The sequence below is a fragment of the Actinophytocola sp. NPDC049390 genome (assembly GCF_044466355.1).
GTDB lineage: Bacteria > Actinomycetota > Actinomycetes > Mycobacteriales > Pseudonocardiaceae > Actinophytocola.
The window spans coordinates 762,827-784,816 of the sequence record NZ_JBITMQ010000001.1 but is presented as its reverse complement, the minus strand read 5'-3'; the positions used below and the strand labels follow the sequence as shown (position 1 = coordinate 784,816).

General features: G+C 70.6%; 20 protein-coding genes. 13 read left to right on the top strand and 7 right to left on the bottom strand.

Annotated elements, in window-relative coordinates:
- Positions 1–3 precede the first annotated feature (3 nt).
- On the top strand, positions 4–645 hold the full coding sequence (locus ACIBVP_RS03525; protein WP_396104359.1) for a DUF3558 domain-containing protein: 642 nt from the start codon (positions 4–6) through the stop codon (positions 643–645).
- Between the two features lie 23 nt (positions 646–668).
- Entirely contained in the window at positions 669–1,847 is a 1,179-nt protein-coding gene (locus ACIBVP_RS03520) for a hypothetical protein (protein ID WP_396104358.1), read from the top strand.
- Here the strand turns inward: ACIBVP_RS03520 and ACIBVP_RS03515 are convergent.
- The gene (locus tag ACIBVP_RS03515) at positions 1,844–2,116 is read right to left on the bottom strand and encodes a DUF397 domain-containing protein (RefSeq protein ID WP_396104357.1); all 273 of its coding nucleotides are present in this window, start codon (positions 2,114–2,116) and stop codon (positions 1,844–1,846) included. The two genes, ACIBVP_RS03520 and ACIBVP_RS03515, sit on opposite strands and share 4 nt — an antisense overlap.
- A gap of 27 nt (positions 2,117–2,143) precedes the next feature.
- Positions 2,144–2,998, bottom strand: a complete 855-nt coding sequence (locus ACIBVP_RS03510; protein WP_396104356.1) for a helix-turn-helix domain-containing protein — start codon at positions 2,996–2,998, stop codon at positions 2,144–2,146.
- A 154-nt stretch (positions 2,999–3,152) separates the two neighbouring features.
- On the opposite strand from ACIBVP_RS03510, the gene ACIBVP_RS03505 reads away from it, so the two are divergent.
- From ACIBVP_RS03505 to ACIBVP_RS03475, 7 genes are all read left to right on the top strand, one after another.
- Positions 3,153–3,395, top strand: coding sequence for a hypothetical protein (locus ACIBVP_RS03505; RefSeq protein WP_396104355.1), 243 nt, complete (start codon positions 3,153–3,155; stop codon positions 3,393–3,395).
- A gap of 26 nt (positions 3,396–3,421) precedes the next feature.
- Positions 3,422–3,826 carry a hypothetical protein gene (locus tag ACIBVP_RS03500; protein WP_396104354.1) on the top strand — a complete coding sequence of 135 codons (405 nt, stop codon included), beginning with the start codon at positions 3,422–3,424 and terminating at the stop codon, positions 3,824–3,826.
- Between the two features lie 241 nt (positions 3,827–4,067).
- Positions 4,068–5,687 (top strand): ABC transporter substrate-binding protein, encoded by a 1,620-nt coding sequence (locus ACIBVP_RS03495; RefSeq protein ID WP_396104353.1) that lies wholly within the window; start codon positions 4,068–4,070, stop codon positions 5,685–5,687.
- On the top strand, positions 5,684–6,640 hold the full coding sequence (locus ACIBVP_RS03490) for an ABC transporter permease (RefSeq protein ID WP_396104352.1): 957 nt from the start codon (positions 5,684–5,686) through the stop codon (positions 6,638–6,640). Before ACIBVP_RS03495 ends, ACIBVP_RS03490 begins: the two co-directional genes overlap by 4 nt.
- Positions 6,640–8,586: a dipeptide/oligopeptide/nickel ABC transporter permease/ATP-binding protein gene (locus ACIBVP_RS03485; RefSeq protein ID WP_396104926.1), complete on the top strand. Its 1,947-nt coding sequence runs from the start codon at positions 6,640–6,642 to the stop codon at positions 8,584–8,586. Before ACIBVP_RS03490 ends, ACIBVP_RS03485 begins: the two co-directional genes overlap by 1 nt.
- Positions 8,573–9,532, top strand: a complete 960-nt coding sequence (locus tag ACIBVP_RS03480; protein ID WP_396104351.1) for an oligopeptide/dipeptide ABC transporter ATP-binding protein — start codon at positions 8,573–8,575, stop codon at positions 9,530–9,532. Before ACIBVP_RS03485 ends, ACIBVP_RS03480 begins: the two co-directional genes overlap by 14 nt.
- An 11-nt stretch (positions 9,533–9,543) precedes the next feature.
- On the top strand, positions 9,544–12,489 hold the full coding sequence (locus ACIBVP_RS03475) for an exo-alpha-sialidase (protein WP_396104350.1): 2,946 nt from the start codon (positions 9,544–9,546) through the stop codon (positions 12,487–12,489).
- Positions 12,490–12,559: 70 nt separating this feature from the next.
- Here the strand turns inward: ACIBVP_RS03475 and ACIBVP_RS03470 are convergent, their stop codons facing one another.
- On the bottom strand, positions 12,560–14,542 hold the full coding sequence (locus ACIBVP_RS03470; RefSeq protein ID WP_396104349.1) for a beta-galactosidase: 1,983 nt from the start codon (positions 14,540–14,542) through the stop codon (positions 12,560–12,562).
- A gap of 98 nt (positions 14,543–14,640) precedes the next feature.
- Between ACIBVP_RS03470 and ACIBVP_RS03465 the strand changes: the two genes are divergently transcribed.
- From ACIBVP_RS03465 to ACIBVP_RS03450, 4 genes are all read left to right on the top strand, one after another.
- Entirely contained in the window at positions 14,641–15,549 is a 909-nt protein-coding gene (locus ACIBVP_RS03465) for a dihydrodipicolinate synthase family protein (RefSeq protein ID WP_396104348.1), read from the top strand.
- A gap of 21 nt (positions 15,550–15,570) precedes the next feature.
- Positions 15,571–16,290 (top strand): FadR/GntR family transcriptional regulator, encoded by a 720-nt coding sequence (locus tag ACIBVP_RS03460; protein WP_396104347.1) that lies wholly within the window; start codon positions 15,571–15,573, stop codon positions 16,288–16,290.
- A gap of 171 nt (positions 16,291–16,461) precedes the next feature.
- The gene (locus tag ACIBVP_RS03455) at positions 16,462–16,773 is read left to right on the top strand and encodes a hypothetical protein (RefSeq protein ID WP_396104346.1); all 312 of its coding nucleotides are present in this window, start codon (positions 16,462–16,464) and stop codon (positions 16,771–16,773) included.
- Positions 16,770–17,321, top strand: a complete 552-nt coding sequence (locus ACIBVP_RS03450) for a D-alanyl-D-alanine carboxypeptidase family protein (protein WP_396104345.1) — start codon at positions 16,770–16,772, stop codon at positions 17,319–17,321. The genes ACIBVP_RS03455 and ACIBVP_RS03450 overlap by 4 nt, the downstream gene beginning before the upstream one ends.
- A 2-nt stretch (positions 17,322–17,323) precedes the next feature.
- Here the strand turns inward: ACIBVP_RS03450 and ACIBVP_RS03445 are convergent, their stop codons facing one another.
- From ACIBVP_RS03445 to ACIBVP_RS03430, 4 genes are read right to left on the bottom strand one after another with little or no spacing between them, the layout of a single operon-like run.
- Positions 17,324–18,904, bottom strand: coding sequence for a PucR family transcriptional regulator (locus tag ACIBVP_RS03445; protein WP_396104344.1), 1,581 nt, complete (start codon positions 18,902–18,904; stop codon positions 17,324–17,326).
- 16 nt (positions 18,905–18,920) lie between these two features.
- Positions 18,921–20,033, bottom strand: a complete 1,113-nt coding sequence (gene menC / locus ACIBVP_RS03440; RefSeq protein WP_396104343.1) for an o-succinylbenzoate synthase — start codon at positions 20,031–20,033, stop codon at positions 18,921–18,923.
- Positions 20,030–20,884: a GNAT family N-acetyltransferase gene (locus tag ACIBVP_RS03435; RefSeq protein WP_396104342.1), complete on the bottom strand. Its 855-nt coding sequence runs from the start codon at positions 20,882–20,884 to the stop codon at positions 20,030–20,032. Before ACIBVP_RS03435 ends, menC begins: the two co-directional genes overlap by 4 nt.
- Positions 20,881–21,987 (bottom strand): M20/M25/M40 family metallo-hydrolase, encoded by a 1,107-nt coding sequence (locus ACIBVP_RS03430; RefSeq protein WP_396104925.1) that lies wholly within the window; start codon positions 21,985–21,987, stop codon positions 20,881–20,883. The genes ACIBVP_RS03435 and ACIBVP_RS03430 overlap by 4 nt, the downstream gene beginning before the upstream one ends.
- Positions 21,988–21,990 lie beyond the last annotated feature (3 nt).

Genomic DNA, 21,990 nt, shown 5'->3' with positions numbered 1-21,990 from the left:
CGTATGCGAATCCGTCATCTAGTGCCACCAGTCGCTATGCTCTGCCTCATAGTCACGGGCTGCACCACCATGAGCCGGGGTGAACCAACTCCAGCTCCGACGACCGAGACCAGCGCCGCAGCCCCACCATCAACTTCCACTGGCGACGATGGCGACGTGCCGAGCCATGGGGCACCGAAGGTAGACGAACCTTTCGAAGAGACGGCTCGTTACGAGCAGGATCCATGCTCGATGCTCACTACAGGGCAAGCCCGGGAACTCAACCTTCCAACAACCGGTGAACCCGACGAAATTCCATACGGGGTGGGCTGCAAGTGGCGCAACACCGACACTCGAGGCCAGGTGATGATTTCGCTTCTCACCGACAATGACCGAGGACTTAGTGCCGTCTATGCCGCAGACCAACGTGGCGACCTCGCATACTTCGTCCCGTTGGCAGATATTGATGGCCATCCAGCAGTTGCGAGCGATGTCGAGGATCGCCGATCGACGGGCATCTGCATCGTCGATGTTGGCCTGACCGATCAACTGCTCATGGGGATCGCCTTGAATCTGTCCCAAGCGAACGTGGGGCAGAAGGATCCCTGTGAGGTTGCCGCCGACGTGGCCGGGATGGCGTTGCAGACGATGAAGGACGGGGCGTAGCCGTGGGCAACTGGTTCATTGGCATGACGCCGCACGAGATCTATCAAGCCCTGACGACAGGGCCCGGCAGCGAGAGGGTCGACGCCGCGCAGAGGACGGCCAAGATCCTCTGGGAGGACGAGGACGAGCGGGCGGAGTTGATTCGTCGGCAGGGTGAGTTGATTCGGTCCGGGTGGCAGGGGTCTGCGAGCGACGGCGCGTTCGGGGCCGCTCAGCCACTTGCCGCGTCCGCGCTGAACCGGGTCGACGAACTGGCTCGTGCAGAGGATCTGCTGGACCGGCAAAGCGGATCGTTCAACCGGGCGAAGAACGAGGTCCGGCCGGTGCCGGCGGACCCGCCGGGTATCGACCTGACCGACCCGAACGTGGTGTTCTCGGACTACGAGAAGCAGATCGTGGCCTACCAGGCGGACGCACACCACAACATCGAGGTCTTCAGCGGTTACGACAACGCCAGCAGCTACAACGAAACGAACATTCCGGCGCAGTACTCGTCCGTCAACGGCTCCGGCGGCACCATCAGCGTGACCGCCGACGGTGCCCGGCCGTCCGACACAGGTGACTACATCGAGGTGCGGGACCAGCCCCGACCAGGCGGCGAGTCCGGGCCGTACGGCGGACCCGGTGGCAGCCCGGTCAGCGGGCCCCCGGTCGGCGGTTCACCGGTCAGCGGGCCCGTGCCGAGCCCGTCCCTCCCCCAGCAGACAACCCCCAGCACGTACGTACCACCGGCGGTCAACCCGCCCGGCCCATACCCGCCGAACCCGTACCAGCCGACACCCGGCGGCCCCGGTCAGCCCGGCTACGGACCCGGTGTCCCCGTCGGCGGCTACCCAGGTGGTGGCCCTGGCGGACGGGGCGGTTACGGCGGCGGCTACGGCCCCCGGGGTGGCGGTGGATACGGTCCGGGCACCCCCGGCCCCGGCGCACGAGCCCCCATGGCAGGCCCCGGGCCGGCCGCTGGAGCGATCCCCGCCGAGGAAGCCGCCGCGCGGCGCGCCGCAGCAGCCGCGGCCGGTGCCCGTGGCGCTGGTCCCGGAGGCATGGCGGGCGCACCGATGGGCGCGGGCCGCGGCAAGGGCGACGAAGACGAAGAGCACCAGCGCAAAGTCCTCATCGAAGCCGACAGCGAAGCCATCTTCGGCAGCGACGTACTCACCGCACCACAGGTCATCGGCGACGACGAATACGAGGACGACTAACGCAGGTCGAGTTCCGCGCGCTTGATCGCCCGCCGGAACGCGTCCCACGCCGGGAACCCGGCCAGCACCACCCCGCCGTCAGGCTGCTTGGAGTCGCGGATACCGGCGATCGACGGCTTCACAGCCACCTCCACACAGGCACCATCGCCCTGGCTGCGGGTGCTCGTCCGCCAGTCGGCGTCCGGAAAGGCGACCTCGACGCAGGCGCCGTTGCTCTGGGTGTAGGTGCTCTTGCGCCATAAAGCCCCGGCCAAGTCGACGTTCGCCATCGTGCCGCCCTCCGTACGCGGTGGTCATCACGCGATCCGGGACGCGGCCTCCTCGATCAGTTTCGCGGAGCGGGTCTCATCGACGGCCATGTCCCACAACTGATTGTAGGCGGCCTGGAACTTCTCGACCTCGGCGGTTTCGTCCTCCAGTACGAAGTACGTCACGCTCTCAGCGAAGATCACGTCCGGATCGGCGTCGTCCGGGAAGCTCAGGATGGTGAAGTTGCGGCCCAGCGCTGGGCGGGCCCCAGCTGAGAACGGCAGCATCCGGATCCGCACGCTCGGCGCGTCGTGGGCGAGGGCGACCAACTGGTCGAGCTGTGCGCGCAACACGTCCGGTCCACCGACCGCGGTGAGCAGCGCCGCTTCGCCAAGAACGACCCGCAGGTTCAGCGGGTGATCATGGAGCAACCTTTGCTGCCGATCCATCCGGATCGACACCAGACGGTCCACCTCGTCATTCGGCTCACCAGCTCCGATGAGCGCACGGGCGTACTCCGCAGTCTGGATGAGGCCGGGGACGCATTCGCCTTCCAGCATCGACGCCTGCACGGCCTCGTCTTCCAGCTCGTAGTACTCGGCGAGGCGTTTGGGCACCACGTCCTGGTAGGGGCGGCGGACCGCGCCGGGCTTGCCACGTTTGCGGGTCTCCAGCGCGATGGCCACCATGTCATCGACCAACGCTTCCGGCGCGCCGTAGAGGCGGAGCGCGTCACGTACGCGCAGTGGATCGGAGCTTTCCCCGTTCTCCATCCGCGAGATCGTCCCGGAACCGCACAACAACGCCTTCGCCGTGTCCTCACCGGACAGCCCACTCGCGGCACGGTACTGCCGCAACGTCCGCGCCAGCCTGCGCCGCCGCATCGACCTGGACCTGCTCACACACCCTCCTCGTTCGGCAGCGTCCAGTCTGGCATCGAACCTGCCGTATCGCACGTCCCCTTATCGAGTGAAGCTAATTGGAAGCTTCCATTTCTTGTGCTCCAATCAAGGAGCGCCACCTCTGGCGCGACCCCAAGCCGAGAGGGACACACACATGCGAACCACCGAGCGAGCACACGTGTGCGCGAGCGTCGGCATGCACGCCGACGTGGAGATAACACTGACCATGGACCGTCACGGCGGAGTCGGCGCGGAGATCCACATCGGGGGCGACGGCCCGGACCTCACCATGGACTTCGCCGACGTCGACAGCATGGACCGGCTGGCGGCGGTGGCCGCGGACGGGGCACGGCAGCTCCGCGAACGGGTCGCGAACGACCTCGGCGACTGTGCGTGAAACCGGGCATGCCACCGTCGCGTCGCGTGGCTCTCGGCGTCATCACCACCGGAGCGGCAATGCTGGCGCTGCTTCCCCTGTACAGCCCCGAGAGCACCCGCCTCGACCGTGTCACCCCCACGACCACCGACCGCACCAGGACCAGCCACACGATGAACGACCCGGCCGACGAGACGGCGGTCCGCAAGCTGGCCGAGCGGTATCTCGCCGCGGTGAACACCCGCGATGACGCGACCGTCGCGCGGCTCAACTGCGCCAAGGCCGCGCCAGGACTGCTCCAGATGGTCGCCGACGGCCGACGGGTGACCATGACCGGGCTCGACCGTGCTCCCGTGCGCGCCCGCTACTACGTCGGCCTGACCATCGACGGCGCGCCCGTCGCACCCATGATCGTCGAGCAGCGTGACGGCGACTGGTGCGTACGCGACTGAATGGCGGCGACAGGTCGGGGTCCATGAGTGAGCCGTCGGCGACCGCTTCGAGTCGTCGAGCCCGCAGCCGGGTACTGAAGGGGAGCACCCTCCTCGACACGAGGCGCGCGGGTTTCCGTTGTGTGACAACGATGTGAGTCCGGCTCTTGACCTGCCGCCGACGTCGCCATATGGTTCCTCCATTCATAGGACATCCCATGTCCTATGTCGTCCGATGACGTACGTGTGTTCAGGAGGTGCGGTGTCCAGAACTCCGCCCGGGTCCGGTCAGCCCTTCAACCGGCGGGACATGTTGCGCTTCACCGGCCTCGCCGGCGTCGCGGCCGCGTTCTCGTCCAGTCTCGCCGCGTGTGGAGGGCCGGCCTCCACGAACGCGACCGGTGACTCCGCCGAGTCGATCACAGCGGTGATCGGGTACGGCAACAACCAGACGTGGGATCCGTTGCAGACGGCGTCCGCCTTCTCGATGGCGGCGATCCTGCACACCTACGAGTCGCTTGTGGAGGGTGACCCGATAACCCGTGAGCCGTACGCCGGGCTCGCGAAGGAACTGCCCGCCGACGTCTCCGGCACCTCGCTCACGTTCGAGCTGCGCGACGGCGCCAAGTGGCACGACGGCAAGCCGGTCACGGCCGACGACGTCGTGTTCACCTACGCCCGTGCGCTGGACCCGAACGAGAACGTGCTCGTCCGCACGTTCCTCACGCCGTGGCTGACCGAGGTGAAGAAGGTCGACGAGAAGACCGTCGAGTTCGTCCTCGCGCAGCCGTTCCCCTATGCGCTGCAACGCATCCAGACCGTGAAGATCTGCCCGAAGCACGTCTTCGAGGCGGGCTGGGACGCCGCGGTGTCTGGCAAGGTCGTCGGCTCGGGGCCCTACAAGGTCGTCGAGCAGGCGCCGCTGTCGCACACGCGCTTCGAGAAGTTCGCCGACTACAACGGGCCGCGCCCGGCGGTCTACAAGACGATGCTGTGGAACTCGATCGTCGAGGCGTCACCGCGGGTCGCGAAGATCTCCGGGGCCAAGCCGGCCGCGCAGATCGTGGAGAACATCCCCGCCGCCAACGCCGACCAGCTCGCCAAGGACGGTCGCAAGGTCGAGTTCGCCGACGGCGGCAACAACCTGTGGCTGATGTTCAACACCACGCACGCGCCGTTCGACAACAAGCTCGTGCGCCAGGCGCTGCACCACGCGGTCGACCGGGACAAGATGATCCAGGTCGGCCTCAAGGGCAAGGGTTCGCCGGGCACCTCGTTCATCAACCCGAAGCTGCCGGTGTCGCAGGCCGCCGCGAACGACCTCGGCTACGACCCCGACAAGGCGAAGGCCCTGCTGCGCCAGGCCGGGATCTCGAAGCTCTCCGTCACACTGTCCACGACGAACACCACGCTCGTCGCCGACTGCGTGAACGTGATCAAGGAGGGCTGGGACGCCATCGGTGTCACGACCACTTTGGACACCTCGGACACCAAGGCGCTGTTCTCCAAGCTCGACGGCGGGTTCGACTTCCAGGTCGTCGCGACCACGCAGAACGCCGAGCAGTTCGGCAACGACCCGGACCTGCTGGTCCGCTACTACTACGCGGGCGCGGGTGTCGCGGCCAAGTACGCCAAGTGGGCCGGGCCCGACCAGCAGAAGCTGATCGGGCTGCTCGACCAGGCGGCCGCCGAGACCGACGAGGGCGCGCGTGACGGTCTCACCAAGCAGGTCCTCGACACGCTCGCCGACCAGGCCGTGGTGTACCCGCTGGTGTTCACCCAGCTGGGCACGGCGTGGGACGCGAACGTCCTCTCGGGGGTGCGCGCACAGGGCTACCCGGGCATCAACCTGAACCAGGCGAAGCCGGGGTCCGGAGCGTGATCATCCTGCGGATGCTGCTCGGGCGCATCCTGTCGCTCGTGCCGCTGCTGTTGGGCGTCACGTTGTTCGTGTTCATCGTGATGCGCTTCTCCCCCGTCGACCCGGCCCTCGCGGCCTTCGACGGCGCGAACGCCACAGCCGAACAGCTCGAGCGGTTCCGCAGGGAGAACGGCCTGCTCGACCCGTGGCCCGTCCAGTACGGCCGGTTCGTGTGGAACCTGATGCACGGTGACTTCGGCGTCAGTGTGATCACCAAGCAGTCGGTGGGCGACACGATCACCACCGCGCTGCCGCTCACCCTGCAGCTGACGCTGATGGGCGTGGTCATCGCGATCGTCGTGTCGTTGCTGCTGGGCATCACGTCCGCGGTCTTCCGGGACCGGTGGCCCGACCAGGTGATCCGGATCGTGTCGCTCGCCGGTGTCGCCGCGCCCGCGTTCTGGATCGCGCTGCTGCTCGTGCAGTGGCTGGCCGTCGGCGAGGGCCTGTTCCCCAGCAGCGGTTACGTCAGCCCGCAGGACTCGTTCTCGGGCTGGCTCAACTCGATGACGCTGCCCGCGATCGCGCTCGCGATGCCGGTCGCGGCGCAGCTGACGCGCGTGATCCGCACGTCGATGGTCGAGGAGCTGGACAAGGACTACGTGCGCACGGCCCGCGGTGGCGGCCTGCCGCCGATCGTGGTGGTCGGGCGCAACGTCCTGCGGAACGCGCTGGTCACGCCGCTCACGGTGCTGGGCCTGCGGGTCGGCTACCTGCTCGGCGGCGCGGTCGTCATCGAGACGATGTTCGCGCTGCCGGGCCTGGGCCAGAACATGATCCAGGCCGTCAACGACGGCGACACGTCGAAGGTGCAGGGCTTCGTGATCACCATCGCGATCGGCTTCGTGCTGGTCAACCTGATCGTCGACATCCTCTACGTGATCGCCAACCCGCGCCTGCGGAGCCACTCGTGATGCGCCGGGGGCTCGCCGAGCGCCTGAGCAAGGGCGCGTCGTTCCGCAAGCTGGGTGTCACGTCGTGGATCGCGCTGGTGATCCTCGCGCTGCTGGTGCTGGCCGCGGTGTTCGCGCCGCTGATCAGCACGCACGACCCGTACCTCACGGGCAGCGAGGTCGCCGGGCCCAGCGGTGAGCACTGGCTGGGCACCGACTCGTCCGGCCGCGACATCTACACGCGCCTGGTGTGGGGTGCGCGCTGGTCGCTCGCCGTCGGCCTCGGTGCCATCGCCATCGCGCTCATCGCGGGTGCGTTGATCGGGGCGATCGCCGCCACGTCGAACCGCCGCGTCGGCGAGACGATCATGCGGATTCTCGACGTGGTCATGGCGTTCCCCGGTGTCGCGCTCGCCGCGGTGCTGGTGGCGGTGTTCGGGCGCGGGCTGATCGTGCTGATCCTCGCGCTCGCGTTCCTCTACATGCCGTCGATGGCGCGGGTGGTCCGCGCGAACGTGCTCGCGCAGTACGGCGAGGACTACGTGGCGGCCGAGCGGATCATCGGCGCGAAGCGGTTCTTCATCCTCACCCGGCACATCGCCGTGAACTGCGCGGCGCCGATCCTGGTGTTCTGCACGGTGATGGTGGCCGACGCGATCGTGTTCGAGGCGTCGCTGTCGTTCATCGGCGCCGGCATCCAGGCGCCGGACCCGTCGTGGGGCGCCGTCCTCGCGAACGGCAAGGAGCTGGTCCTGACCGGCGGCTGGTGGGCCACGCTGTTCCCCGGCCTGCTGATCCTGATCACGGTGCTGGCACTGAACGTCCTGTCCGAGGGCATTTCCGACGCGTGGGCCACGCCGTCCGCGCGCCGTGCCAAGGCGGGCCGGGCGGCGAAGCAGGCCGCGGAGGCGCCCGCCGAGGACCGGGTCGAGCCGGTGCTGCCGATCGAGGGTCTGCGGGAAGCCGGGGAACGACTCGCCGGGACCGCCCGCGACCTGCGGGACCGGGACGCCGTGCTCGACGTGGAACACCTGTCGATCTCGTTCGCCGACCGGCACGACGGGACCCGCGTGGTGGACGACGTGTCGTTCTCCGTGCGGTCCGGCGAGGTGCTCGGGCTGATCGGCGAGTCGGGCTGCGGCAAGACGATCACGTCGCTCGCCGTGATGGGCCTGCTGCCGGACACGGCCCGGGTCCAGGGACAGATCCGGTTCGCGCGGCAGGACCTGCTCGCGCTGAGCCCGAGCAGGCGCCGCCGTCACCTCGGCCACGACCTCGCGATGATCTACCAGGACGCGCTGAGTTCACTGAACCCGGCGATGACGATCCGCAGCCAGCTCAAGCAGTTCACCCGTCGCGGCGGCACGCGCTCGCCCGAGGAACTGCTCGAGCTGGTGAACCTGGACCCGGGCCGCACCCTGCGGTCCTACCCGCACGAGCTGTCCGGCGGACAGCGGCAGCGGGTGCTGATCGCGATGGCACTGTCCCGCAGCCCCAGGCTGATCGTCGCGGACGAGCCGACCACCGCGCTCGACGTGACCGTGCAGGCGCAGATCATGAAGCTCCTGCTGCGGCTGCAGGAAGAGCTGGGCTTCGCGCTGATCCTGGTGTCGCACGACCTGGCGCTGGTGTCCGAAGTGGCCGACCGCGTCGTGGTCATGTACGGCGGGCAGGTCGCCGAGACCGGGGCCATCGCGCAGGTCGTCGGCTCGCCACGGCACCACTACACGCGTGGCCTGCTGTCGGCGGTGCTGTCGCTGGAGGAGAACGCGGACCGGCTCACCCAGATCAAGGGTGTCGTCCCCTCCCCCGCCGACTTCGCGACCGGCTGCCGGTTCTCCGACCGGTGCCCCGCCGCGCGTGCGGTGTGCCGGACGGAACGGCCGCCCGTGGTTGGCGAGGGCGTTCACCTGACCGCGTGCCACTTCCCCGCCGAGGAACTGGTGGTGAGTCGTGAGTCTGCTTGAGTTGGACGGTGTGCACGTCGTGCACCGGATCCGGGCGCGGCGGTTGTTCGGGCACGACAACGTGTACGCGCTCACCGACGCGCACCTCACCCTGAACCCGGGCGAGACCGTCGGTGTGGTCGGCGAGTCCGGCTGCGGCAAGTCCACGCTGGCCAAGGTCGTCGTCGGGTTGCAGAGGCCGACCCAGGGCGTCGTCCGCTACGAGGGCGAGCCGTTGTGGGACATGACCGCCGAGGACCGGGCGCGGAAGTTCGGGCGCAACGTCGGCATGGTGTTCCAGGACCCGACGACCGCGCTCAACCGCCGCCTGTCGGTCGCGCGGGTCATCCGCGACCCGCTCGACGTGCACGCCGAGGGCACCCCGGCCGAACGCGACGAGCGGGTGCACGAGCTGATGTCGCTGGTCGGCCTGCCCGACAGCGTCGCGGACGCCGTGCCGGGACAGCTGTCCGGCGGGCAACGGCAGCGCGTCGCGATCGCCCGTGCGCTCGCGTTGCGGCCGAAGCTCCTCGTCGCCGACGAACCGACCTCCGCGCTCGACGTGTCGGTGCGCGCGCAGATCCTGAACCTGCTCATCGACCTGCGGGAACGGCTGGGTCTCGCGATGGTGTTCGTGTCGCACGACATCCAGACCGTCCGCAAGATGAGCGACCGCATCGTCACCATGTACCTGGGCCGGATCGTCGAGGAGGCACCGGCTGTGGCCGTGCCCGCCGCGACGCACCACCCGTACATGCGTGCGCTGTTCTCCGCGACGCCGAGCCTCAGGCACGCCGTCGAACCGATCGTCCTTTCCGGACCCGTGCCCTCGGCGACCAACCCGCCGAGTGGCTGCAACTTCCGTACCCGCTGCTGGAAGGCGACCGACGAGTGCGCGGCGGAACTGCCGCCTCTCGCCACCGCCGGTGCTGGTCACACGTATCGCTGCATTCACCCCGAGTCATAGAGGACTGAGTAGTGAAAGCACTTCTGACAGGTCTCTTATCCGTTGCCATCACGGCGAGCCTCACGCAGTCGGTGGCCGCCGAACCGGCCGCACCCCCGTCGGCGTCGTCGTTCGAGCAGCAGACGCTGTTCAAGGCGGCGAACGAGCAGGGCTACGCCTGTTTCCGGATTCCCGCGATCGTCAAGTCCAAGGAGAACACGCTGCTGGCGTTCGCCGAGGGCCGCGTCGACAACTGCGGTGACACCGGCGACATCGACATGGTGCTCAAGCGCAGCACCGACGGCGGCCGCACCTGGTCGCCGCTACAGCTGATCAACGAAGGCGACGGCGACACGCACGGCAACCCGGTGCCGATCGTCGACCGCGTCACCGGCCGGATCTTCCTGTTCACCACGTACAACGCGGGCCGTGACGACGCCGGTCCCTGCGAAACCCCGTGCGAGCGCACGCCGCACCTGCAGTACAGCGACGACGACGGCGCCACCTGGTCCGCGCCGGTCGACATCAGCGCGCAGGTCAAGAACCCCGAGTGGGACTGGTGGGTCGCGACCGGCCCGGTGCACGGCATCCAGCTCACCAAGGGTCGCCACGCGGGCCGGCTCGTGTTCGGCATCAGCGGTGAGGCCAGCGACGGCACCGCCGCGTTCGCCAACGACGGCGCGCTCGTCTACAGCGACGACCACGGCCGCACCTGGCAGCTCGGCGCGACGGGCCGCATCGACTTCCCGAAGGGTGGCACGTACACCCAGAAGCCGCAGGAGATCACGGTCACCGAGCTGGCCGACGGGTCGGTGTACGCCGGTGCCCGCGACCAGGGCGGCACGTCGGTCGGCAACCGGTCGTACGCGATCAGCCGTGACGGCGGCACGACCTTCTCCACACCGTGGACCTCGATCCCCGACCTGGTGACCCCGATCGTGCAGGGCGCGGTGCTGCACCTCGACCGTCCCGGCGTGGACCGCACGCTGTTCTCGTCGCCGTCCGACACCGACCGGCGTCGCTGGATGATGGTCCGCTCCTCGTGGGACGGCGGCCGTTCCTGGGACGGCGCCGAGCAGGGCACCCGCATCACGTCCGACTGGTCCGGCTACTCGGACATGGTGCAGATCAGCTCGACCCGTGAACGCAACGCCGAGATCGGTCTGCTGTACGAGGGCGGCCCGGTCGACGCGCGCGACGAGATCCGGTTCGCCCGCTTCACCGAGGACCACCTGGGCGGGCGCGAACCGGTCGGGCCGACCACGCCGGACACGTCGGCGTCGAAGGCCGACGCCTACGCGCTCGGCGGTGCCACCCTCACCGGCGGCAGGTTCGGCGGCGGCATGGACCTCGACGGCGTCGACGACTACCTGCGCGTCCCCTACGACAGCGCGCAGCTGCCCGGCGACGGCGACCTCACGTTCACCACGTGGTTCCGGTACGGCGCCACCCGCGGCTCACACGCGCTGGCGTGGCTGGGCGGCATGGGCTCGACCGCACCGCAGCTGTGGCTGCGCGGCGAACCGGAGAGCAAGCGGCTGGTCGCGATGATGACCACCGCCAAGGGCAGCACCCGGCTCGCCACCACGAGCGCGTACAACGACAACGAGTGGCACCACCTCGCCCTGCAGCGGGCGGACGGCACGCTGCGGCTGCTCGTGGACGGCACCGAGGTCGCCTCGGCCGCCGCGGTCGCCGGGTCGGTCAGCGAGCGGGTGGCGTGGCAGATCCACCTCGGCGAGCGGCAGGACTACCAGCACCGGTTCGACGGCACGCTCGACGAACCGCGCCTGTACCGCCGCGCGCTGTCGGCGGCGGAGCTGGACGCGATCCGCACCTCCAACGCGGACGTCCCGAACGGACTGGTCATGCGGTTGCCGCTCGACAAGCTGAAGGGCACCGACGGCACGTGCACGTCCGTCCCGTTCGTCTCGGGCACCGAGGGCTACCACACGTTCCGCATCCCGGCCGTGGTCGAGGCGAAGGACGGCACGGTGCTGGCGTTCGCCGAGGGCCGGGTGGAGTCGGCCGGTGACACCGGCGCGATCCGCGTGGTGCAGCGCCGGTCCACGGACGGCGGCTGCACGTGGGGCCCGCTGACCGTGGTGTCGGACAACGGCGACGCGACCGCGGGCAACCCGGCGCCGATCGTGCGGCGCGACGGTGAGATCGTGCTGCTGACCACCCGCAACGGGCGGGTCACCGAGCGGGAGATCATGTCCGGCACGGTGTCGGCGGCGGACAGCCGCCGCGTGTTCGTGCAGCGCTCGGATGACCACGGCCGCACGTGGTCGCCGGCGCGCGAGATCACCGACGTGGCGAAGAAGCCGTACTGGCGCTGGTACGCCACCGGCCCCGGCCACGCGATCGAACTGCGGAACGGCAGGCTCGTGGTGCCCGCCAACCACTCGTCGGCGCCGCCCGCGGGCTCGCCGGACGTGGGCACGGAGGCGAAGTACTACGGCGGTCACGACCTGATCAGCGACGACGGCGGCCGCACGTGGCGGATCGGTTTCACCGAGGAACGCACCGACACGGGCATCGCGGCGAACGAGACGATGGTCGCGCAGCTGCCGGACGGCAGGCTGTACTTCAACAGCCGCAACCAGGGCGCGGCGGGCAACCGGGTGGACGCCTACAGCACGGACGGTGGTGAGTCCCTCGCGGCGCCGTACGCGCTGCAGCCTGGGCTGACGATGCCGAAGGTGCAGGGCAGCGTGCTGCAGACCGTGCGGCCGGACCTGCTGCTGTTCTCCGGCCCGTCGGAGCCGGCCGCGCGCCGCAACCTCGCGATCCGCGCCAGCTCGGACGGTGGCCGCACGTGGCAGCAGACGTTGCTGGTGTCGCAGGCCCCGGCGGCGTACTCCGACCTCGTGCAGCTGACCGGTTCAACGGTGGGTCTGCTCTACGAGACCGGCGTGTCCGGCACGTACGAGACCATCACGTTCCGGCAGCTGCCGATGCGCGACCTGGACTGAGATGCCAGCACCCGCCCGGCGACCTGCCCTGAAAGACGCTTTCGTCCCGAAAGCGTCTTTCAGGGCGTTGCTATCCGACACGCGCGACGAGCACGCCGCGTCCGGTGAGCCGCTCCTGTTCGGCGAGCGGCTCACCGGTCACCGCGTCGGTCGCGTGTGCGGGTACCGGGACCGTCACCTCGGTTTCGTTGTGGTTCAACAGGAACAGCCACTCACCACGCCGGACCGCCTCGACCCCGGCCGGTGCGCCGGGCAGCACGGGCGCAACCCCGGCGTCGCGCAGCACCCGGGCGACGACCGCGGCCAGCGTGTCCGCGTCCGGCCGCGTCGCGAGGTAGGTGGCCACGCCGGAACCGAACACGTTCCTGGTGATCGCCGGGCGACCGGCCAGCTCACCTGTGAAGGTGTCCAGCACCTCAGCACCCTCCGCCGTGATCCACTCCGACCACAGCGTGCCGGTACCGCCGGAGCCGAGGGCCATGGACGACCCGGTGGCCAGCGGCCAGAACTCGTCGACGGTCAGGCCCAGCAACTCCCGGAACGGCCCCGGGTAGCCGCCGAGGTGGACGCGCTCGCGCCCGTCCACGATGCCGGAGAAGTACGACATGAGCAGGTGCCCGCCGGCGCGGACGTACTCGACGAGCCGCGCCGCGACCTCGGTGTCGACCGCGTACAGGTTGGGCACCACCACGAGCTTGTACCGCGAGAGGTCGACGGTCGGCGCGACCACGTCCACCGCCACGCCGGCGTTCCACAGTGGCCGGTAGTGCGCGAAGTTGACCTCTTCGAGCGACAGGTCCGACGCGGGCAGCGCCTTGCCCTGCAACGCCCAGCCGCTCGACCAGTCCGTCACCAGCGCGACGTCGGCGGCCACGGCCGACCCGAGCACCGGCTCCAGCCGGGCCAGTTCGGCGCCCAGCGCCGAGGTCTCCTCGAACACGCGGTGCTCGGGACCGGCGTGCGGCACCATCGCCGAGTGGAACTTCTCCGCGCCACCGCGGGACTGCCGCCACTGGAAGGACATGACCGCGTCCGCGCCACGCGCGACCGCCTGGTAGCTCCACAGCCGCATCTCGCCCGGCGACTTGGGCGCGTTGCGCTCACGCCAGTTCACCGCACTCGGCGCCTGCTCCAGCAGCAGCCACGGCCTGCCGTGCAGCGCACGCATCTGGTCGTAGGTGAACGCGGCCTGCACCACCGTGTCCCGGTCGTGCGGGTCCGGGTAGGAGTCGTAGGACACGACGTCGAGGTGCGGTGCCCAGTCCGCCACGTCGATCCGGTGCCAGGCGCCGACGAAGTTCGTCGTCACCGGCACGTTCGGCGTGTGGCGGCGCAGGATCTCCTTCTCCATCAGGTAGCACTCGAGCAGGGCGCGCGAGGAGAACCGCTTGTAGTCCAGCACCTGCGCGGGGTTGAGGAACGTCGGCGCGGCGCGCGGTGGGTGCACCTCGGCGAAGTCGGAGTAGCGCTGCGACCAGAACGTCGTGGACCACGCCTCGTTGAGCGCGTCCACGGTGCCGTACCGGTCGACGAGCCAGGCCCGGAACGCGTCGGCGGAGACGTCGCAGAAGCACTCCGGGACGTGGCAGCCGTACTCGTTGCCGATGTGCCACATCGCGAGCGCCGGGTGGTCGGCGTACCGGGCGCCGATCGCCTCGACCAGCCGCGCGGCGTGGTCGCGGTAGACGGGGCTGGACGGGCAGTAGTGCTGCCTGGCGCCCGGCCACAGCACGGTCCCGTCCGCGCGGCGGGGCAGCGTCTCCGGGTGCGCGTGCGCGAGCCACGGCGGTGGCGACGCGGTCATCGTGGCGAGGCAGGCGCCGATCCCGTTGGCGGACAGCAGGTCCATGACCTTGTCCAGCCACGAGAAGTCGTAGGTGCCCGGCGTCGGCTCGGTGGCCGCCCAGCCGAAGATGCCCACGGAGACCATCGAGACACCGGCGGTCTTCATGAGCGCCATGTCCTCGTCCCACACGGACTCCGGCCACTGTTCGGGGTTGTAGTCGGCACCGAACCCGAAACGCCCGAGGCGGTGCCGCACGACTGATTCCACGACGATCCTCTCTGATCTCTTCAAGACGTAGGACATAGGACGTAGGATGTCGTCCGGACGGTATGCCGAGCCGACACCGGTCCGCAAGGGAGAACGCTTTGACCAAGCTCCACGGCGTGGTGCCACCCGTGTGCACCCCACTCACCCCGGAACGCGAACTCGACGTGCCCTCGCTGGAGCGCCTCGCCGCGTTCCTCATCGAGGCGGGCGTGCACGGGTTGTTCGTCACCGGGTCGACCGGTGAGGTCGCCTACCTGCCGGACGAGACGCGCTACCGGGCCCTGGAAGTGGTCGCGGGCGTCGCGGCCGGGCAGGTGCCGGTGCTCGCCGGGATCATCGACACCACCACCCCGCGCGTCATCGAGCACGCGAAGGCGTCGAAGGCCGCGGGGGCGGACGCGCTCGTGGCGACCGTGCCGTTCTACGCGCCGACGGCCCCGTCGGAGTTCGCCGGCCACTTCCGCGCCATCCGCGCCGCGGTCGACCTGCCGCTGGTGGCCTACGACATCCCCGTGTCGGTGGGCCACAAGCTGCCGACCGACGTGGTCGTGGAACTGGCCGGGGACGGCACCTTCGCCGCGCTGAAGGACTCCAGCGGCGACCTCGACGGGCTGCGTGCCGTACTCGAGCAGACCGACGACCTGGTGTGCTTCTCCGGGTCGGAGACCCTCGCCGACCTCGGGCTGTTCATCGGCGCGCACGGCCTCGTGCCCGGTATCGGCAACGTCGACCCGCACGGCTACCTGCGCCTCTACGACGCGGCCAGGCGCGGCGACTGGGCGGCGGCGAAGACCGAACAGCTGCGGCTGCGCAAGCTGTTCGGCCTCATCCACGTCGGCGACGCGCGCGGCATGGGCCGGTACTCGTCAGCCATCGGGGCGTTCAAGGAAGGGCTCGTGGCACGTGGCGTGATCGCCGGCGGCACGACCAGCGAGCCGATGATCCCGTTGAACGACACGGAACGCGCGGCGGTGCGGCGGCATCTCGCCGAAGCCGGTCTGCTCTAAGGTTGCACGTTGGAGGTCCCCGTGACAGAGCAGCACACACCGGCCAAGCTGGCCACGAGAATGAGCAGGGCGATCCGCGACGAGATCACCGCGCTCATCCTCGCGCGTGGCCTGCGCTCGGGCGACCCGCTGCCCACCGAGACCGAGCTGGTCGAGGCGCTCGGAGTGAGCCGCAACTCGATCCGCGAGGCGCTGAAGGCGTTGCAGGCGCTCGACATCGTCGAGATCCGGCACGGCTACGGCACGTATGTCGGCAGGTTGTCGCTCGACCCGCTCGCCGACGGGCTGACCTTCCGCGCGCTGCACGACATCGGCCGTGACCTGCGGTCGATGGAGGAGATCCTCGAGGTCCGCGAGGCGCTGGAGGCGGCGCTGATCCGCCGCGTGGCCGCGACCGTGCCGGAGGAGGACCTCGCCGCGCTCGACGAGGTCACGCGACGGATGAGCGAGCGCGCCAAGGCGGGCGACACGTTCGCCGAGGAGGATCGTGAGTTCCACGAGATTCTGTACCGGTCGTTGAACAACGCGCTTGTCACGCAGTTGTTGCGGGCGTTCTGGGATGTGTTCCACCGGGTGAATCACCGGCTCGGGGTGACCGATCCCAATCCGGTGCTGACGGCGCGTCGTCATCGGGCGATTGTCACCGCGTTGCGGAAGCGGGACGTTGCCCGGGCTGAGCACGCCATGGAGGAGCACTTTCGGAATCTCGACGCTCGGGTTGCGCAGTTGCGGACGCCTTGATTGGTGTGTCCTCGCCGGACGGGCTGATCTCGGGGAGGGGGCTTCCCCACTGAAGGACCCCATCAGTGCGCTGTGCAGGTGACGAAGGGGTCCTTCGGTGCGTTGCGCGGGCAACGTTGTCGGCCTCTCAGGCGTCCACCTCTCGGATCTCCCGGGAAAGGACACCTGACTGTGCAGAACAGACCCATGCCCGCGTCGCCTACTCGGTTCGACGTCGGCGTCGCATGTGCCGTCTCGGTGCCGTTCGGCATCGCCGCCCTGTTCCTCGTCGGGTTGGTGGCGTTCTTCCTCCTGCCGGTGACCGGGCCCGCGATGCTCGTGGTGGTGCCCGCGCTGCTGTACGTGGCGGCCGCCGCCGGGGTCTGGCTCCTCGTTCGCGGCAGCCTCGCCTCGAAGGGGTTCGGTGCCGGGGTGCTGACCGGCTGGGTGTTGTTCGCGATCTGGTCGTCGGGGCTGAGCACCGGGTTCGGGGGGCCGTCGTGACGTGGCGGATCGTCGCGCTCGTCGCCGTGGTGGTCGCCGCCGTGGGGGCGATGGTGGTCGCGGTGCCGCTCGCCGTCGAGGTGGTCGGTGGGCGGGGGCTCGCGGTGCTGGAAGACGTGCCCGGGCCGGAGAGCGGACCCGAATGCCCGGTTGACTCACGGTACGTCGACGAGGAACCCGATGGTCTGCGGCAGGACGTGCTCGCCGCCTGGCGGGAGCTGCGTGCGGCCGCCGAGCGGGACGGTGTGCTTGCCTGCGTGAACGACGGCAAGCGCAGCAACGCCCAGCAGCAGCGCGAGTTCGACGAGGCCGTGGAGAAGTTCGGCACCGAGGAGCTGGCCGCCGGCTACGTGCTGCCGCCCGGGAAGTCCAACCACGTCAAGGGGTTCGCGGTGGACGTGCAGCCGTGGTCGGCCGCCGAGTGGGTGGCGGAGCACGGTCAGGCGCACGGGTGGTGCCGCCGGTACGACAACGAGTACTGGCACTTCGAGTACGACCCCGACTACCGGACCGGCTGCCCCGAGATGCTGCCGGACGCCACGAGCTGACGTCAGGGCCGGACCGGGGAGACCACCCGCAGCTGCAGCATCGCCGCGAACCGGGCCTCCGGGTCGGTCAGGTCGAGCCCGCCCACCTCCGCGAGCCTGCGCAGCCGGTACCGGAACGTGTTCGGGTGCACGTACAGGGCGGCCGCCGCCGCGATCACGTCGCCGAACGCGTCCAGCCACGCGCGCAGTGTCGCGACCAGGTTCGTGCCGTGCTCCTCGTCGTAGGCGAACAGGCGGGCCACCGGGCCGCTCGGCCGGTCGCCCCGCGCGGCGACGAGGTCCCGCAGTTCCAGGACCAGCGCCTCCGTGTGCACGTCCTCGAGCCGTGCCACCCGGCGGCCACCTCCGGCCCGCAGCACCCGCAGCGCCCGGTCCGCGGTCGCCCGTGACTCGGCGAGGCTCGCCGTGTCGTTGGCGACCGTGCCGACGGCGGCCACGGCGCGACCTCGGTCGCCGACGCGGTCGAGGAAGTCGCCTGCGATGCGGACCGCGGCGTCCGGGTCCCGGCCGGGGACCAGGCCGTAGGTGACGTCGCCGACGAGTGCCGCCGCGCAGCGTGGGTGCACGGCCGACAGGTGCATGGCGAGCGCGTCGGAGAGGCGCTGCCGCTCGGCCACCAGCGCGGCGTCGTCGTCGGGCTGCACGAAGGCGAGCGCCAGCACCACGACGGGTTGGTCGGCGAGACCGAGCCGGTCCAGTGCCTCGCGGGCACCGGCGCCGCCCTCGAGTGCCGTGCTGACCAGGTCGGTGCGCAACCTGCGTGCCACGTCCGCGCCCGCCCGCAGGCTCAGCATGTGCAGCGCCACCAGCCGGGACGCGTCGAGCAGCGCCTGCGTGCGGTCGGGGCCGAGGGGGCCGCGCACCGCCGCCCAGATCGAGCCCAGCACCTCGTCGCCCGCGCGGACCGCGACCGCGACCCTCGGCAGGTCGACCAGCCCTTCGAGGAACGGTTCGATGTAGACCGGCCGCTCGCTGCGGTACAGGTCGCGGAACACGCCCTGCTCGGTCAGCAGCTGCGAGTACCGCTCCGGCACCTGACGGCCCAGGACCGTCTCGACCCGCGACTGGTCCGCCTCGTCCTGCCTGCCCGAGAACGCCAGCACCCGGGAGCTGCGGTCCTCGATGGTCACCGGCGCGTCCAGCAGGGCGGCGATCGCGTTGGCCAGCGCGAACAGGTCGCCGGACGGCATGCCGCCCAGCGTCTCCCCCGCGGTCTCGCCGACGTCACCCTCCGCGAGCAGCGACCGCAGCAGCGCGGCGAGCTGTGCCCACGACGCGCCCCTGGTGAGCGCGAGCACGGCGACGTCCGGCAACGTGTCGCCCAGGTCCGGCACGGGTGCGCGCAGCACCAGGCCCGCGGCGTCGTGCTTGCCGAGTTCGTCCAGCAAAGAGACGATCTCGTCGCGGTCGTGCAACCCGACGCCCAGCACGAGCGCGTGCTTCGGCAGCGCGGGCTCGTCGACCGGGTCGTGGATGACGACGCCACCCAGCTCGTCGACGCGGTCCACGTGGCCGTGCACGACCTCCAACAGCGTCCATCCCAGGTCGTCGAGGACGCGGCGCAGGCTGGCGCGGGGTTTCATCGAGTTCAGCCTATGGTCAGTCGGCCAGGGGGAGCCACTCGGTGGACGTGGTCACCGCCGCCAGCCGGTCCGGGTGCGGGGTGACGCCGACACCGGGTCCGGCCGGCACCGGCAGGTGTCCGTCGTCGAGGACGAACGGGTCGGTGATGTCGGTGCGGTAGTAGCGGTCGGACGCGGACGTGTCGCCGGGCAGCGTGAACCCGGGCAGCGCCGCGAGCGCCACGTTCGCGGCCCGGCCGAGCCCGGTCTCCAGCATGCCGCCGCACCACACCGGCACGCCGTGCGCGGTGCAGACGTCGTGGACGCGCCTGGCCTCCAGGTAGCCGCCGACCCGGCCGGGCTTGACGTTGACGATCGAGCACGCGCCCAGCGTGATCGCGTCGGCGGCCGCCTTCGCCGAGGTGATCGACTCGTCGAGGCACACCGGGGTGGTGAGCCGCCGCGCGAGTTCCGCGTGCCCGAGCACGTCCTCCTCGTCGAGCGGCTGTTCGATCAGCAGCAGGTCGAACGGGTCGAGCCGCGCGAGGTGGCGGGCGTCGGCGACGGTGTAGGCGGTGTTCGCGTCGACCTGCAGCAGCACGTCGTCGCCGAAGCGTTCCCGCACCGCGCGCACCGGCTCGACGTCCCAGCCGGGCTGGATCTTGAGCTTGATCCGCACGTACCCGGCGTCGAGGTAGCCGCCGACCGCCTCCAGCAGCTCGCCGAGGTCGGACATGATGCCGACCGACACCCCGCACGGCACCCGGTCGCGGACCGCGCCCAGCTCGCGGGCGAACGAGCGGCCCCGCGCCCGCAGTTCGGCGTCGAGCACGGCCGTCTCCAGCGCGGCCTTCGCCATCCGGTGGCCGCGGAACTGCCGCAACGCGGGTGCGACCGACGGCGCGTCGAGGTGCGGCAGCGCAGCCAGCGCGGGGATCAGGTACCGGCGGAGCACGTCGGCGGCCGCGTCCACGTACTCCGACGAGTACCGGGGGTCTGACAAAGCAACGCACTCGCCCCAGCCCTCACCGTCGTCGGTGACCACGCGCAGGACCAGCACGTCCCGGTTGTGCTCGACACCGAACGACGTGCGGAACGGCGCCACGAGCGGCATCGCGATCCGCCGCAGCTCGACACCCTGGAGTTTCATCGCCCCTCCCTCGTGACCACGTACCAGCCGGCCCGGTCGAACCCGGCGACCCGCGCGCCGTCGGCGAGCAACCCGCCGAGCACGTCCCGCACCGCGAGCCGCCACGCCCTGGCCAGTCCCGGGTTCTCGGCACGCACGGCCGCGATGTCCGCGGGCACGGCGACCAGCAGGGTCTCCCCGGCCGTCACACCGGGTTCCGGTGCGCCGTCGGCCGTCCGGCCGAGCGCCACGACCGCGTGGCCCGGCACGCCGCCGAACTCGGTGCGGTGGTCCAGGTTCCAGCGCACGAGCAGCCGGTCGGTGTCGTCGCCGCCGTTCACCACGTCGTGCATGCCGCCGTAGAAGTCGGGCAGGTACTCGGTCGCGGTGGCGCCGAGCTTGCCCAGGTTGAACCACGCGTTGCGGGCCACCAGCGGGTCGAACGTCCACGCGATCACGTCGACGCCCCGGTCCAGCGCCCACGCCCGCTGGTGCAGCTTGAGCGCGTAGCCGACGCTGCGGCCCGCGGCCGTGGCGGCGACGCCCGCGATGTGGCTGTGCATGGCGTTGTCGGCGGGCGCGCCGAAGAACCCGACGCAGGCGCCGACGAGCCGGTCGCCGTCGAACGCGCCGGACAGGTAGTTGCCCGCCTTGGTGAGCGCCCGCAGCAGTTCCGTCGTCACGAGCGGGCTCTCCGGACCGGTCCGCCAGATGTCCTGGAACAGCGCGCACACGCCGGTGAACTCGTCGATGGTCGTCAGCTCGCGGACGGTCACCCCGGCGGCCAGTGCCGCCGAGGTCGCCGTCGTCGAGAACGCCGTGCTCACTTCTGTCACGGCGTCCATGCTCGTGACCTCGCCGTCGTTCGTCATGGTCGTGGCGAACCAGCCGTGGAAGCCGGTTTCGTTGACACGGCCAGGAGTTCGTCGAGCAACGCCGACAGCAACACGGCCCTCGGCACCAGTTCGTCGACGAGCACGTGCTCGTCGTCGGCGTGGGCGCCGCCACCGACCGCACCGAGACCGTCGAGCGTCGGCGTGCCCACCCCGGCGGTGAGGTTGCCGTCCGACCCGCCGCCGACCGCGACGCCCGCCACCGGCGGGTGGCCCAGCTCGGAGGCGATCCGCGCCGCGCGGGTGAACAGCGCCGCCGAGGCCGACGCGGCGAGCGGTGGCCGGTTCGCACCGCCCACCACGTCGACGCGGGTGCCGTACAGCACGGGGCGCAACGCACGCATGCCCGCGTCGACCCGCTCCTGTTCCGCCGCCGTCCGCACCCGGACGTCCACGGCCACGGATCCCTTGGCGGACACGGTGTTCCGCGCGGTGCCCGCCGACATGAGCGTGGGCGTGACCGTCGTGCCGAGCACCGGGTCGGCGAGCGCCTCGATCGCCAGGACCTGGTGTGCCAGCTCGACGGTCGCGTTGTGGCCGCGTTCCGGTTCGAGCCCGGCGTGCGCGGCCCGGCCGGTCACCTCGACGTCGTAGACGGACACGCCCTTGCGTTCGGTCTTGAGCGCACCGCCGGGTGCCGACGCCTCCAGCACCAGCGCGGCGTCGGCGGCGCGGGCCTCCTCCTCGACCAGCGCACGCGACCCGGGCGACCCGAGTTCCTCGTCGCCGGTCACCAGCAGGGTGACCCCCGACCGGCCCGCCGCGATCCGGAACGCCAGCGCCAGCCCGGCTTTCATGTCGAAGCACCCCGGGCCGCGCATGACCCCGCCGTCCACTGTGTACGGATGGGTGGCGAGGGAACCCAGCGGCCACACCGTGTCGTGGTGGCCGAGCAGCAGCACGCGGTGCGGGCCGTCGCCGAGCCGCCAGCGCAGATGGATGCCGAGGCGTTCCGGTTCGACACCGAGCCGCCGCGTGCCCACCCGCGCCACCACGTCGACGCTGCGTGCGAGCGCCGCCGGATCGGTCGACGGCGACTCGCAGCGCACCATCTCCTCGGTATCCGCCAGGAGATCCGGCAGCAC